This window comes from Tardiphaga sp., assembly GCF_028290495.1.
Lineage (GTDB): Bacteria > Pseudomonadota > Alphaproteobacteria > Rhizobiales > Xanthobacteraceae > Tardiphaga.
Map to the genome: position 1 here is coordinate 16,199 of NZ_JAQGJT010000044.1, position 14,127 is coordinate 30,325.

Here is a 14,127-nt window from a genome sequence, read left to right on the forward strand (position 1 = left end):
TGGGCTCGTCGGGCGGAGCGGGACGCTGTCGCTACCACCATTGCGCCTCTAACTCCCAGCACGGCTTCTGCCGCTCCCTCGTCCTGATCGACATACCGCACGCGATCCGGTTGATATGGCGGGTCCCGCTCTCCCATGTACAGGCCACTGAAAGAATTAGCTGGCGCTGCCCGGTCAGTATTTGACGTTACCTCTCAGAGTGAGCGCAGAGACCCGCCCCGATGGGCGCAAATTATCGGACGTATGCTGGGGCGGTGCCAGGCGCACGATCTTGCGATGCCCAAACGCCATATGAAAATAATTGTCGTCGGGCAGGAATTCGTTGTCCGCGATTTCAATGAAACGCGTCGTCGTGGCGGCTTGCAAGTCGAGAAAGAAACCTGCGTCGTCTTTGCCAAGCACAATGCCAATCGTTTGGTCAACCGCTGACGTCGGGGGACAAAGAAAATGAAAGGCCTCTTGAGGTTGATCAGAGTCCTCGGCTGCGAACGTTGCATGCACGGTGTCATGCGCTGCTGGCCCAAAGCGATAGCAGTGACCGGCGTCGAAGAACCGGTCGAGTATCTCGAACGCCCCAATTGAAAGCCCGGCATGCGGCGCGATGGTCACATTGCGCACCGCTTCGATCACCGGCGTCTTGCCGTCTCTCAGGCAGCGCAACGTAAGTTTGCCTGTGACGGCCCGCGGCGTGTCGTTGACGAGATGCAGATAGAGCCCGTTGGTGCCTTCGTCGGTGATTGACAGACGCAGCGGTAGCGAGGCGCGGCGCAATGCGTAGAAGGCAGATTTCGGACGGCCGCAGGAATCCAGCAGGCCCCAGCCTGCGCCGGGCTGCAGGTCGCGCCACAGCCATATCAGCGCGCCAGCGGTGGTGGAGGCTGGGCGGCGCCATTCGTCGATCGTCCGTTCGATGACTTCGGCTGTGATCGCGCGCGAAAGGCGGCGCCAGCGCCCGGGGTCGCTGAGGCGCAGGCTGCGGCCGTCTTCGTTCCACAGCGCCTGAAGATAATGCTCGCGCACATCGTCGAAATCCCACGACGCGCCGCCGTCACGCGGCACGCCGGCGAGCCAGCGTTCCGGATCTCTGGCAGGATCGAGCCGATGGTCAGCGAAGTGGCGATCGTCCGGCAGGTTGGCGAAAGCGAGGCACTCGGAGGCAAAGCGGACATTGGCGCGGCGCGCATCGTCGAGGGGCCGCAAATATGCGCCCACGCCGTAATAATGCGACGGGCCGGCTTCGGCCACGAAGGGCAGCGCGCCGCCGGACGGCGAACCCGGCACATAGGCGACGTCACACAAGCTGGCCAGAACTTCAGGAATGACAGTTTCCGCCAATGGCACGTCGCGCATCTGGCGTGGCAGGCCCATCATCGCAGCCTGCTGACCGACCTCGCTGCCGCCGCATATTACGACTAGTGACGGCGACGCGCTCAACCGGCGAACGACCGTAGTGGTTTCGCTGCGGATGACTTCAGCAAAGGCGTCATCCGACGGATAGTCAAAATTGGCCATCATGATGTCCTGCCAGACCATGATGCCGAGCCTGTCGCAGAGGCGGTGGAACGCCGGGGCCTCATAGACCATGGTGCCGCTGAGACGGACCATGTTGAGGCCGGCATTTTGCATCAGGCCAAGGTCCTGCGCGTAATCCGCATCAGATGCCTGCAGGCTGACCACGTCGATCGGCGTCCAACATGCGCCGCGGCAGAAAATGCGGACGCCGTTTACATGCAGGGTGAAGCCATTTCCGTCCGGTCCGCGGTCGACCTGGATCCGGCGAAATCCTACCTCTCCGAGGTCGATTCGGACGGCACCGATGTCGATAGTCACAGCATGGAGCGTCGGGCTGCCATGGGTGTGAGGCCACCACAGGTCCACATCGGGGATACGCAGCGTGCCCTGCCAACGCGTCGGCTCTGACAGCGGTGCTTCCGTGTCGAGTGGTATCAGCAGCGCCTCCGCCCCGGCGCAGCGCAGGACCGGCATCACGCCTTTGGCCACCCCCGACAGATCGAGCGCGAGCGTCAGAACGCCTTCGGCTTCTTCGAGCCGGCTGCGCAGATCGACATGGCCAGCGCGAACAAGTCCCTCTTCCATCAGTTGCACAGACCGGTATGGGCCGACCACATCAACGGGCGGACACCACCCGGGCATATGCCCGATCAGCGTGGTGCGCAGGAACCGCAGCCGCGGCTCCTCGATCATCATCGTCTTCCAGCGTGCCCGGGGACCTTTCGTTCCTGCCAGCACCCGGCTGAGGCTCCTGAAGGCGATATGGACCCAATGCTCGCCGCCGAGGATGATATCGGCCTCATACGGCTCGAACATCGAGCTGCCAGTCAGGATGAGCCTGTCGTCGAGGAAAACCTCAGCGAATGTCGCGAGTCCCTCGAACCGTAGCTTACGCTTGCCGCGTCCACTGATAGGGAGCCGGTACCAGACGTCCTTGTCGTGCAGAGGCTGAGGGTCATCGAAACTCCATTGTCCGAGGGCCCGCAGCGCGCCAGCGGCCGTTCCAGGGACGATAGCGGGCAACCAGACTGCCTCACTCAACCCGCTGGGCTCTTGCCATGCCTGAGGGGGCGACAGCGCCAGTTCCCAGCCGCTGTCGAGCGGCTTCACCTTGCGTCCCGTCATGGCGCGGATGTCGGTCATGGCAATCAATGGGCCGATGTGGCGATCAAGCTACGGCACCGCGAGCGACGAACTTGTTCATGAGGCTGTCGAGGGCGATGTCGTAATCGGTCGCGAGCTGGCGGATGGCACCCGTCATATCAGGAACTTTGCCGCGGGCCGAGGCGCGGGCAAACTGAAACTGCATAATCTTGGTGCCGCCAGCGATCGCCTCCGCGGCCAGCCTGGCGCGCTCCAGCGCGGGATCACCGTGCTCTTGCAACCACGCCAAATAGGACGCGAGCAGTTCGAAGTTCGCACCGGCCTGACGCAATGTGCTGAAAGCGTAAGTGTGAAACCACTCGGGAGGCCGTTCCATCAGCCGGGCGATGTCGGCGCCGATCACTTCGCCCCATGCCGTAAATGGATTCTGCGACGGACGACGACGTAGATGTTGCGCAAGCAGCATGCGAGATATTTTGACCTGCTCGTGTGCAGACGGCGCCGGACCGAACTTGATGAATTCGACATAGGGGAATAGTGGCAGACCGTTTTCACGTGCGGGCCGCAACAGCGCGTCGAAATCTTCGCCTTCGAGGCGGAAGTATCCGCCATTGTGAAAGTAATCGAGCCGGCGGTTGACCGAATCCAGAACGTTGACGCCGATTGTCGTTTTGCTGTGGCTGCGGCGGTAGGTGATGCCGCGGGTATCCGGCAGATAGTAAGAATCGACCTCGATCAGTGGCAGACGGCCACGCGCCAACTGCACGCGCGCGTGATCTTCCAGCTGGTCGAAGATAGCGAGCTCCAGAATCTCGACACCGTACAGCAGCGCGAGATCGGCGGCCGGAATCTTGAAAAACGTGAACTGGTCGCCCTCGTAATCCTGCGCAACCGTAAAAGCCAGCGCGGCTCGGGGATTATGCCCGCGTTGGCCCAGCACTTCGATCAGCAGATCGACGTAGCAGTTGGTCTCGGGCCAGTTGCGCGCGGGATCATGCAGCCCATGACGCGCATAGGTTGCGGGATCCAGTCCATCGATGGCGCAAGCGGTTTGCAAGGCCTAGCCCCACAAGACGCGGCGGACATCCGCAGGCCACGCGTCGACCTTGGTGCCATGGTGACGGAACAGCGCCAGCGCCGTCCGCTCCAGGCCGAAGCCGACGCAGGCCGAATGCGCGACTTCGCCGTTCGCGAAATGCATGCCCCACAGGCTGCCAAAATGGTTCTGATGATAGTTGAACGACAGACACGCCGTTGGATTTTCATCGCTCGCGACCGGGATCAGCAACTCGAACTTCAGCCCCTGGTCGCGCTGGCTCGACGCCAGGACACGGCCGGTGCGCCCGAAAAATGGATCGTTGGCGACATCGATGACGCAAGGCAGGCCCAACGAGGCGATCAGCTTTTCACCGCGCTCGAGCCAGGTGGCCCGGAAAGACGTCACTTCATCGGCAGTGCCGATACGGACGAATTCGCGCATCCGGAACAGCTGCATCCGCGCCGGATCCTTCGAGGGCTCATGACGGAAGCAGTATGACTTGAGATCGAACAGCCGGCCGCCTTCCGGCACCGGACCTTCCGCCGCGACAGTGGGATACAGCGGATAGCATGCAGCCGGCGTCAGAGCGACTTCGGTCGCTTCCTGCATTTCGGTCCAGTCTTCGCCCCGCTCGATCATGCCGACAAGCTTGGCATGGTCGGTGTTGTCGCCCATGAAAGAGTGGACGCAGCCGGCCAGTTGCGGAAAGCTCTTCAGGTAACCGGCTTTCTCGAGATTCTTGCGCGGCATGCCCGGCGGAAAATGAATCCGCGTGGCCCGATCGCCGACGGCCATTTTCGTTACCGCATTTTCGAATCCGTCGATGACCTCTTCGAACACACCGGCGCGGCCATAGAGGCCGTCGACGCCGGTCTTGATCAGGATCGATTCGTCGAACAGGGCAGTGAGAAACGCTTCAGGACTTTGCACGACTTTAGCAGGCGCGTTCATCACTATCACTCCAGACATGAGTCAAACCGGCCCGCGACCACCAGGCCGGCGGTGTTGGCGAGAATACGATCGTTTGCCACCATCAGCGGCGCCGACAACACATCTCTGAGATGGCGCCCGACCGAGAATGGACCGTCGTTGCGGTAGCCGGCGATGCCGGTCACCATCAACGCTTCACGTACGATGTCGACGGCCATGTTCGAAGCCATGACCTTGAGATTGTTCATTTCGATCGCGAAATTGATCGAGCTGAGATCGTCTTCGTCATGCTTCGCCGTCTCGAACCGTTCGATATGGGCGACGAGCGTCGACTTGAACGTCTGCAACTTTGCGGTGGCCTCAGCCAGTCGAGCTGCGCCTGGGAGCGGTCCCGCGAAATCGGACGGCATGCGCCGCGCCGTTGCCCGAACCGAGGCATGCGCGCGCGACAGGGCGTCGGTCGCGATTCCGAACCAGACGCTGGACCACAGTACATGTGCGGTGGCCAGCATGGATTGCACTGCGATCTCGTGGAACGGCTTCGGAAAGATCTGATCGGCTCCGGCCGTTGCCGTCAGCAGAAAACCCTCGGAGCAGGTGGCGCGCATGCCTAGCGTATTCCACTCGGCGGTGCGCTGAAGTTGATAGTCGCTACGCCGCAGCGCGATCAGGACCTGGTCGGACCCGGCCGACGCCGGACCACGGCGTGCGGTCGCCATGATGATATCGGCTTCCGTGGCATATGACAGGACACTTGCCTGTTTGATCAGCGAAACCCGGTCACCCGTCATCTCGATTGCGCAATTCGAGATACGCATATCGCCGCCGATGCCGGCTTCCGTGGTCGACGACGCAATCAATAGCTGCTTTGCGACAACGTCCCGCATGAGCGCGCGATGATATTCGGTTTGCATGCCATGCGCGACCAGGCTCGACAGCTTGATCTGATGCATCGCGTAAACCATGCCGCTGGCGCCGCAGGCGCCTGCGAGTACAGCGCAAAGATCGGCGATCTTGCGCAATCCCAATTCTTGGCCGCCAAGGCTCTTGGGCACCATCAAGCCGAGCATACCGCTACAACGAAGAGCTTCGAATGTCTGCGCCGGAAACGTTGCGGTTCGGTCCGCGAGATCGGAATTTGGCGAAGCAACGTCGGTAGCAATCCGCTGCATCACGTCACGCCAGGACGCGGCTTCGGGCAGGTCAACGCCTTGCTTCACCGCGTTCGGGATCATGACCCTAGACTTTCTGAGCGGCGAGTTGCTCAACAGCAGAAATCAATCCACCAAGCGTCGCAAATGTCTTGCGAGTCAGCAGGCTATTGGGAAATTCGATATCGAATTCCTCCTCGATCGCCAGCATCAGCTGAACCGAACCGAACGAGGTCATGCCCGCATCGAACAGATTATCCTGGTCGGACAAGCCATCGGCCGGAACGGGGAGAAGGTTCATCGATCCGACAATGGTGCGCACGCGGTCACGCATGAAGGTTCTCCAAGGTTGTGAAAGATCCTGCCGCGGGTTGCGGACAGCGTCAGATTTTTATGCCGGCGACGTGATATCAGTTAAATGTCGAGTGAATCGTAAACAGCCTCAAATGCAACGGATCGTTCCGATATCAAGCTTAACAAAATGAAGATGTGATCAGTCGAGATTGACGCATGCGTCAACAGAGTTGCCGCCCGAAGTCGCTTCGGGATGGCGCTCTCGAGCAGCGGCGTCGATGTCGGGAGCGGCGCTTTCGACGCCGATCGCAAATCCTCAACATGATTAGCGAACGGCTAAATACCGGAAAAACACACAGAGCTTGAGCACGTGTTAATGATGGAACACGATATCGAATGACACCTTCGTCGCCCTCAAGTTAAGAAATCGATATCCCGCAAGGGCGATTACTCGACAGTAAAAATATCGAAATGCCGGCCGGTTCGATGGGCGAACGGGATCAGGCAAACTGTGATAGTTTTAAAATCATGACTTCCCGATATGGCATACCGGTAACGTTTGATACTTTCGGCGGCTTCTATCACGCAGGCTGCATCGACCGGCAAGGACGTAAGGCGGTGCTGCTGCTGGCGCCTATCGGATACGAGGAATTGTGTACCCGCGCCACATGGCGCGTTTTGGCCGAGAATATTGCCGCGGCAGGCCATGCCTGCCTCAGGTTCGATTATCCCGGCACCGCAGATGCCATCGATCCTGTTGACGATCCCGAAGGCATCTCGGACTGGTTCGTTGCTGCCCGTCAGTGCATGGCATTCTTGCGAGAATACAATCCCGGCATCGAACTCGTTCTGGTCGGACAAGGCTTTGGCGCCAGTCTGGCCGCTCAGCTCGGAACCGAATCGCCCGACGTCGCAGCGGCGGTCTTGATGGCGCCGGTGGTCAAAGGCCGCGCATATCTTCGTGAACTTCAAGCCTGGTCGCGCATGCTGACCGAGCGGATGGGTATCGGGCCCGACCCTTTGGACGACAACGGCTACAGCGTCGCCGGTATTTCACTGGCAAGCAGCCGCGCCGCAGCCATCCAGGCGATCGATCTCACCCGGGCAACCCAGTCTCCTGCCGCACGGATCCTTTTGGTCGAGCGCAGTCAAATTTCTCGCGACGGCGCGATCGGAAGCCACCTGAAGACGCTCGGAGCCGATGTTTCGTCCATCGACTACGCGGGCTATGAAATGATCCTGCAGGATCCAACGCCGGCCGAACCGCAACTCGGCACGCTGACGCGCATCGTGTCATGGATCGATGATCTCGCGCATCTTCCGACGGCGGGCGCCAGGGTCCCCGCCAGGGCGCCAGGGCCGGCGCGGCCGCTCGCCGGCCCCCACTATGAGGAACTGCCGGTTCGGTTCGGGCCAGACGAGCAGCTCTTCGGCGTCCTGTGTCAACCGCTCGGCCGAAGGCCTTCAGCTATCGCGGTCCTCGCCAATTCGGGGCGCGACTATCACATCGGCTGGGGGCGCGCGGCCGTACAACAGGCTCGTGCCCTCGCAGAGCGCGGGATAGCCTCGTTCAGATTCGACGCCGGGGGCATCGGCGACAGTCCGGCTTCGGCAAGCGCGCCAGCCGAAGTGCTTTATTCGGATGAGCAAATTGCTGACCTGCGTCACGCGATCGACTATGTCGAAAAACTCGATGCTGGCCCGATCGCTTTGGTCGGACGCTGCAGTGGGGCTTACGCCGCATTCCAGGTAGCTGTGCAAGATGTGCGCGTTCGCAATGTCGTCGTCATCAACATCATGCGTTTTGTCTGGGACCCCGCGGAGACTGTCGCAGAAGCGCTGCAATCGGCCCATCGAACCATCGGTAGTTCCGTTGGGCTGCTGTTCAGCAAACGAAGCCTTAGACGGCTGCTGTCAGGAAATTTGCGCATCAAGGTTCCGCTTATCTTTGTCTCGAAACGCCTTATTCAAATCGCCTCATCGATAGTCAGACAAATTGCCGCAGTCCGGCCCGGCCAGACGCTCTACAGCGAAGGTCACCGCCGATTCCAAACCCTCGAAAGTCGTGGCGTTCGCCTGGCGATGTTGTTTTCGCAAGGAGATCACGCGCTGGGCGAATTCCGTACGTATATGGGAAGAAAGGGCGCGCAGCTGCGCCGCTATCCGAAGGCGTTGGTTTCGATCATCCCTGATGCCGACCACAATTTCACGCATTTGGGGGCGCGCGCGCGACTAACGAGAGTCTTGTGCGACGTGCTCGCGGCGCCCTCGTCATCGACATCCCGCGGGTAGCATCGCGGGAGTCGCCATTGTTCGATCGCCCTCGCGATCATTCCCGGAGCGATCCCAGCCTGAACCTTTTGCCAAAAGGCAACACAGAAGGACGGGGCCAACGTTCGGGCAGAATTCAGGAGATATCGAACATGTCGCACCGCAATCCCCAACAGAAGCTTTGGATCGCACTCGGCGTACAGGTAGCGAAAATCATGAAAGGCTCCGCGAGCATCGCGGTCGCTGCGTTTGTTTTGGGCGCCAGCCAGGCCAGGCCAAGGCGGAGTCCGTAGACGTTACCTTTGCCAACGCCACCAACGCGACCATTTCCGTGACGGCGAAGGACCTCAATGACGGCGGCAAGATCATCGCCAAGGACGAGGTGCTGAAACACAATGAACAGGTTACCGAAAAATGGTCCTGAAAGGCAGCGACGGAAACGTCAGCTACCAAGCGAAAGGCGCGGATATACCGCGCAGCGACAAATCCTACGAAGGCAAGCAATTGTCGCGAGGTTTCACATTCAATATCAGCGTGAGCTGCACCAAGAAATAGATGGTTGAAGTTGTCTCACCGATGGGCGTCCTTGCGTGCCTTCAACGGTGCAGGAACTGACATGCGTTCGACGAACGATTGATGAATGCGCTGGGCCGATCTCCAGCTAGCCTGCTGTTGAACCCAACTGATTTCAATCATCAGGTGCGCGCGATCTTGGCACCGGGGGGCGAAAGACGCCCCGGTCGGAGAGCCGGCCTGCTTCGGATGCCTGTTCAGCGCAGTCCGTTCATTTGCGGAAGGCGATTTCGCAGCAACGTATCACATGGACGTTGGTGTAGTTGGCGATGATATCGCTTTCGGTCTTCTTGAGGCAGGCATCGGCTGCGCCGGATTGGATCTGGGTCGCGGTGCAGCCATAAATTTTCTGCGGGGTCTCGGCACGCGTCGGTGTCAAGGCCATCATAAATAAAAGTCCCATCACCAGCAGAGCGACAGAGTGATGACGGGTTGCCATGAACAACATCATCGCGGGCCTCCCGTTTGTTTTCGGCGGACAAGGGGCAGGTGTAGATTTCCAAAGATGCTCAGTGTTTTTACTTCGCTGAGATGCCCTCCGAGACGCTGCGGAGAACCCGGGCAGCAAGCTGATTTCGATGCACGACGAAGCATTCGCTAATGTCAGCCTCGGCCGGGCACGCCGGAGGCGGACTGGTCTGGCGCTTCTGCTCGTCTTCCAGCTGTCGCGGCAACAGCCAGGAATTGTTGGGCGGCGGCCCTAACGGGGGCGCTTCCTGCCTGACGTTCGTCTCTGAATTCCGGAAGTAAAGATCAAATTGTAGCTGATGCGCCGCAGGCATAGGCAGCCGACCTAACCATTAGCTTGCCTTATGGTTCGCATTTCTACTTCCGATTTTACAATCCGATCACTCCGTCGTTACCTCGCCGTAATTCGATACGGTCAGGAACGAACTGCCGCCCGCTTACACAGCAACGCGCAACGGAGAGAGTTATGTTGGACGACGACAATACTCACACTAACGCTTCTTCGACCGAGCCGCTGAAGCCGAAAGGGCTGTCGCGGCGCGCGGTTCTCAAGGCCGGTGCGGCAGTTGCGGGGGCTGCGCTCGGCTCCGAGGTGATCGGCGCGCCGACGATCTGGGCGCAGGAAATCAAGGACATCGAGCTGCGCCATGTCGGCGTGTCTTATTCGGTGGTGAAGGCGATCGGCGACCAGGCGGCCAAGGATCTCGGCTTCAAGGTCACGATGCAGAACCTCGATACGTCCGCGGCCATCAACCGCTTCATCAGTCAGCCGGACTCGGTCGACATCGCCGACCTCGAAGGCTGGCAAGCCAAGCTCGCCGCCAAGCGCTCGGTGATCCAGGGCATCGAAGTCAAGAAGATCAAGGAATTCGATAATATCCTGCCGATCTTCACCAAGGGCGAGATCGATGGCCACAAAATTCCGCGTCAGGGCATCTCGCCCTACGAGGCTATGTATATCGCCAAGGCGAATTCCACCGATCTGCACGACGGCGTCACCGAATGGGCGACGTTCCTGCCGCAGGTCTACAATGCCGACTCGATCGGCTACCGTCCGGACCTCGTTGGCCACGAAGTGACTCAGTGGAAGGATCTGATCGATCCCAAATTCAAGGGCAAGGCCGCGATCCTCGATGTGCCTGCCATCGGCATCATGGACGCCGCTCTGTGTTTCGAGAGCGCCGGCCTGATCAAGTATGGCAACAAGGGCAACATGACCAGGGAGGAGATCGACTTCACCTGCAACAAGTTGATCGAGCTGAAGAAGGCCGGCCAGTTCCGTGCGACCTGGACCACCTTCGATCAGTCGGTGCAGCTGATGGCTGCCGGTGAAGTGGTGATCCAGTCGATGTGGTCGCCTGCGGTGGCTGCGGTGCGCGTCAAGGAAATTCCCTGCGTCTATGCCGCGGTGAACATCAAGGACGGCAAGGAAGGCTATCGCGGCTGGTGCAACGGCATGGGCCTGATGAAGCATCTGTCCGGCAAGAAGCTGGACGCAGCCTATGAGTATCTGAACTGGTACCTGTCGGGCTGGCAGGGCGGCTTCGTCGGTCGCTACGGTTATTACAGCCCGGTTCCCTCGACCGCCAAGAAGTTCCTGACCGCTGCAGAATGGGACTTCTGGTATGACGGCAAGCCGGCGCCCAGCGTGATCAATGATCCTTACGGCGTGCCGATGGAGAAGGCCGGCACCAAGCGCGACGGCGGCTCGTTCCTCGATCGCGTCAAGAACATCTCGTGCTGGAACACGCTGATGGACGAAGCCGCCTACATGAACAAGCGCTGGAACGACTTCAAGATCGCATGATTTCGACGTCTGCCGTGGCGATATGCACCGCGGCAGACGGGCTCTCGTCTCCTACCCAGGCCAACGGTCAGGCTTCACGCAATGTGGCGAAAAAATCTAACGGCATGGCTTTATGTGACGCCGCTGATGCTGGTGCTGATTCCGTTCTTTCTGCTGCCGATCCTGGTGGTGCTGATCGCCAGCGTCTTCGAGACCGACGGCTTCGGCGGCCTGATTCCGACCTTCACGCTGGCCAATTACATCGATGTGCTGACCTCGGCGCAGACCTTCCATCTCTACGTCGCCACGCTGAAGTTCACCGTGCTGACCTGGTTCTTCACGTTGATCATCGGCTTTCTGGTGGCGTATTTCCTGGTCTTTCACGTCAGGAACCAGTTGCTGGCGATCGGGCTGTTTCTGGTCTGCACCGTGCCGTTCTGGACTTCCAATATCATTCGGATGATTTCTTGGATCCCGCTGCTCGGCAAGGAAGGCTTGGTCAATTCGACGCTGCAGGGTGTCGGAGTGATCAACGCGCCGCTGGAAGTACTGCTCTATTCGAGCCTCGCGGTGGTGATCGCCTATGTGCACCAGCTCACCATCTTCATGGTGGTGCCGATCTTCAATTCGATGGCGCGGATCGACAAGCGGGTGATCGAGGCCGCGCTCGACGCCGGCGCCAGCCGCCTCGACATCATGCGCTTCATCGTCATTCCGATGTCCAGGAGCGGAATTGGGCTCGGCTCGATCTTCGTGGTCTCGATCGTGATGGGCGACTTCTTTGTCGTCAAGGTGATGTCGGGCGGCAGCTCCGCCTCCGTGGTCAGCGCCTTCTACGAGAATGTCGGCGTGCTGCAATATCCGATCGCGGCGGCCAGCGCCGTGTTGCTGACCGTTGTCCTTGTTGTGGTGATCTCGCTGATCCTTCGCGCCGTCGATATCCGACGGGAGATCACGCAATGACGCTGGCGATGGAAAGGCTGGATCGATCGATGACCAAATCTCGACGCCGCGTCGTGGCGCCCCGCGGCGACCGGCGACCGTGGACGTTTTATGCGCTGGCTACTGTATTCACGCTCTATGTCGTCGCGCTCTACGGGCCGATGATCTGCATTTACATCCTGTCGTTTCAGGATATCCGCGGCGGCCTCGTATTTCCGATGAAGGGCACCTCGCTGCACTGGTTCGTCGATCTGGTCACCCAGGCGCGCACCGGCGACGTCAAGGGATCGTTCGATCGCTCGATCAAGCTGGCGGGGATGGTGACGGTGATCACGCTGGTGTTCTCCTTCATGGCCGGCCTCGCATTCCGCCGGCGCTTTTTCGGTGACACTTTCGTGTTCTATTTGATGATAGGCAGCCTGGTGGCGCCCGGGCTGGTGTTGGGTATCGGCATCGGCTTGCTGTTCCAGTGGGTCGGCATCAATGCCAGCTGGTACACCTCGGCGATGGGCGCGCAATTGTCGTGGACGCTGCCGTTCGGCGTGCTGGTGATGTTCGCCGTGATGTCGCGCTTCAACGGCGCATGGGAGGAGGCTGCGCGCGATCTCGGCGCCAGCCGCTGGCAAACAATTCGGCTGGTCGTGATCCCGATCCTCGCGCCCGGACTGGTCGCCGTCGCGCTGTTTGGCTTCACGCTGTCCTATGACGAATTCGCTCGCTCGCTGCAGACGGCCGGCTCGCTCAACACCCTGCCGCTGGAAATCTGGAGCATGACGCTGAACGTGACATCGCCGTCGCTTTACGCGCTGGGCACGGTGACAACGATTGTCTCCTTTATCGCGATCGGCGCCAGCATCGGCGCCATTGTCCTGATCAACAGGCGCCGCGGTGTCCGCGCCAAGACCACCCACTGAGGAAATTGATAATGCGATCTGGTGGTGACATTGAATTGGCAGGCCTCTGCAAGAGTTACGACGGCATCACCAATGTAGTGGACGGCGTCAATCTGAAGATCCCCGACGGCGCTTATTGCTGTTTCCTCGGCCCCTCAGGCTGCGGCAAGACCACGATCCTGCGGATGATTGCCGGGCACGAGGATCCCTCGGCCGGCGAGATCGTGATCGGCGGCGGTAACGTCGTAGGCCTGGCGCCGATCGAGCGCCGCACGGCGATGATGTTTCAATCCTATGCGCTGTTTCCGCACCTCTCCGTGCGCGACAACATCGCGTTTTCGCTGCGCGTGCGCGGCCAGTCCAAGGCGGAGCGCTATCGCGCCGTCGACAGGATGATGGAAAAGGTCCGGCTGACCGAACTGGCGGACCGGTTGCCGGCCAACCTCTCCGGCGGTCAGCAGCAGCGTGTCGCGCTGGCGCGCGCCGCGATCACCGAGCCGCGCGTGCTGCTGCTCGACGAACCGTTGTCGGCGCTGGACGAGCAGTTGCGCGTGCAGATGCGGCAGGAATTGCGCCGGATGCAGCGCGAACTCGGCATCACCTTCGTCCACGTCACCCACACCCAGCTCGAGGCGATCGCGCTGGCCGATATCGTCGTGGTGATGGAGAACGGCAAGATCAAGCAGTCCGGTCCGGCCCGCGACGTCTACGCCAATCCGCGCGACCGTTATGTAGCGGAGTTTCTCGGCGGCCAGAACGTGCTGTCCGGCAAGGTCGATGCGGTCGGCACGGATCACCTCGTGCTGTCGCAGCCGAGCCGCAGCGGCATCCATATCGGGCTGCAGCCAGGCCGCAACATCGTCGTCGGCGACCGTATCGATCTGGCGGTGCGCCGCGACGACATCGAACTGATCCGCGCCAGTTCTGGCGGACCGGGCGAGGGCGCAACCGCGTTGCCGAGCCGCGTTCTCGCGATCGAATATCAGGGGTCCTTCGTCAAGGTCATGCTCGACACCATCCCCGACGAAGAATTCATTGCCTACATCCCGGAGCGTACCTTCTTTCGCGATCCGTTCGATATCGGCGACATGCTGCTGGCCACCTGGCCGGCAGGCCGTGCCCGCATTCTTGCCTGATGCCAGCCTTTATGACGCCAGCCCACCG

11 protein-coding genes are annotated in these 14,127 nt (G+C 60.5%); 5 read left to right on the forward strand and 6 right to left on the reverse strand.

Annotated elements, in window-relative coordinates; genetic code table 11:
* Window positions 1-174: 174 nt before the first annotated feature.
* The 5 genes from JWQ24_RS07865 to JWQ24_RS07885 are packed head-to-tail and all read right to left on the reverse strand — an operon-like array spanning window position 175 to window position 6,070.
* Window positions 175-2,655 carry a glycoside hydrolase family 2 protein gene (locus JWQ24_RS07865; RefSeq protein ID WP_299806374.1) on the reverse strand — a complete coding sequence of 827 codons (2,481 nt, stop codon included), beginning with the start codon at window positions 2,653-2,655 and terminating at the stop codon, window positions 175-177.
* Window positions 2,656-2,680: 25 nt separating this feature from the next.
* Entirely contained in the window at window positions 2,681-3,673 is a 993-nt protein-coding gene (locus JWQ24_RS07870; protein WP_299806376.1) for a DUF1839 family protein, read from the reverse strand.
* Between the two features lie 3 nt (window positions 3,674-3,676).
* Window positions 3,677-4,606 carry an amino acid--[acyl-carrier-protein] ligase gene (locus tag JWQ24_RS07875; protein WP_299806378.1) on the reverse strand — a complete coding sequence of 310 codons (930 nt, stop codon included), beginning with the start codon at window positions 4,604-4,606 and terminating at the stop codon, window positions 3,677-3,679.
* Between the two features lie 5 nt (window positions 4,607-4,611).
* Entirely contained in the window at window positions 4,612-5,820 is a 1,209-nt protein-coding gene (locus tag JWQ24_RS07880; protein ID WP_299806380.1) for an acyl-CoA dehydrogenase family protein, read from the reverse strand.
* 4 nt (window positions 5,821-5,824) lie between these two features.
* Window positions 5,825-6,070 (reverse strand): acyl carrier protein, encoded by a 246-nt coding sequence (locus tag JWQ24_RS07885; RefSeq protein WP_299806382.1) that lies wholly within the window; start codon window positions 6,068-6,070, stop codon window positions 5,825-5,827.
* 431 nt (window positions 6,071-6,501) lie between these two features.
* Here JWQ24_RS07885 and JWQ24_RS07890 point away from each other — a divergent pair, with 431 nt between their 5' ends.
* Window positions 6,502-8,322 (forward strand): alpha/beta fold hydrolase, encoded by a 1,821-nt coding sequence (locus tag JWQ24_RS07890; RefSeq protein WP_299806384.1) that lies wholly within the window; start codon window positions 6,502-6,504, stop codon window positions 8,320-8,322.
* A 763-nt stretch (window positions 8,323-9,085) separates the two neighbouring features.
* Here the strand turns inward: JWQ24_RS07890 and JWQ24_RS07895 are convergent.
* On the reverse strand, window positions 9,086-9,325 hold the full coding sequence (locus JWQ24_RS07895) for a hypothetical protein (protein ID WP_299806386.1): 240 nt from the start codon (window positions 9,323-9,325) through the stop codon (window positions 9,086-9,088).
* Between the two features lie 483 nt (window positions 9,326-9,808).
* Here JWQ24_RS07895 and JWQ24_RS07900 point away from each other — a divergent pair, with 483 nt between their 5' ends.
* The 4 genes from JWQ24_RS07900 (at window position 9,809) to JWQ24_RS07915 (ending at window position 14,099) form a co-directional block, all read left to right on the forward strand.
* The gene (locus JWQ24_RS07900) at window positions 9,809-11,149 is read left to right on the forward strand and encodes an extracellular solute-binding protein (RefSeq protein WP_299806388.1); all 1,341 of its coding nucleotides are present in this window, start codon (window positions 9,809-9,811) and stop codon (window positions 11,147-11,149) included.
* Window positions 11,150-11,230: 81 nt separating this feature from the next.
* Window positions 11,231-12,091 (forward strand): ABC transporter permease, encoded by an 861-nt coding sequence (locus tag JWQ24_RS07905; RefSeq protein ID WP_299806390.1) that lies wholly within the window; start codon window positions 11,231-11,233, stop codon window positions 12,089-12,091.
* 29 nt (window positions 12,092-12,120) lie between these two features.
* A complete protein-coding gene (locus JWQ24_RS07910) occupies window positions 12,121-12,984 on the forward strand; it encodes an ABC transporter permease (RefSeq protein WP_299806392.1) in 864 nt (287 codons plus the stop codon).
* Between the two features lie 11 nt (window positions 12,985-12,995).
* Window positions 12,996-14,099 carry an ABC transporter ATP-binding protein gene (locus tag JWQ24_RS07915; RefSeq protein WP_299806394.1) on the forward strand — a complete coding sequence of 368 codons (1,104 nt, stop codon included), beginning with the start codon at window positions 12,996-12,998 and terminating at the stop codon, window positions 14,097-14,099.
* The last annotated feature ends 28 nt before the right edge of the window (window positions 14,100-14,127 follow it).

Bases quoted from the DNA above. Each gene is read 5' to 3' on its own strand.
- JWQ24_RS07885 (WP_299806382.1), bottom strand. From the start codon at position 6,070: ATGCGTGACCGCGTGCGCACCATTGTCGGATCGATGAACCTTCTCCCC.
- JWQ24_RS07895 (WP_299806386.1), bottom strand. From the start codon at position 9,325: ATGATGTTGTTCATGGCAACCCGTCATCACTCTGTCGCTCTGCTGGTG.
- JWQ24_RS07890 (WP_299806384.1), top strand. From the start codon at position 6,502: ATGCCGGCCGGTTCGATGGGCGAACGGGATCAGGCAAACTGTGATAGT.
- JWQ24_RS07900 (WP_299806388.1), top strand. From the start codon at position 9,809: ATGTTGGACGACGACAATACTCACACTAACGCTTCTTCGACCGAGCCG.
- JWQ24_RS07910 (WP_299806392.1), top strand. From the start codon at position 12,121: ATGACCAAATCTCGACGCCGCGTCGTGGCGCCCCGCGGCGACCGGCGA.
- JWQ24_RS07875 (WP_299806378.1), bottom strand. From the start codon at position 4,606: ATGAACGCGCCTGCTAAAGTCGTGCAAAGTCCTGAAGCGTTTCTCACT.
- JWQ24_RS07905 (WP_299806390.1), top strand. From the start codon at position 11,231: ATGTGGCGAAAAAATCTAACGGCATGGCTTTATGTGACGCCGCTGATG.
- JWQ24_RS07865 (WP_299806374.1), bottom strand. From the start codon at position 2,655: ATGACCGACATCCGCGCCATGACGGGACGCAAGGTGAAGCCGCTCGAC.
- JWQ24_RS07915 (WP_299806394.1), top strand. From the start codon at position 12,996: ATGCGATCTGGTGGTGACATTGAATTGGCAGGCCTCTGCAAGAGTTAC.
- JWQ24_RS07880 (WP_299806380.1), bottom strand. From the start codon at position 5,820: ATGATCCCGAACGCGGTGAAGCAAGGCGTTGACCTGCCCGAAGCCGCG.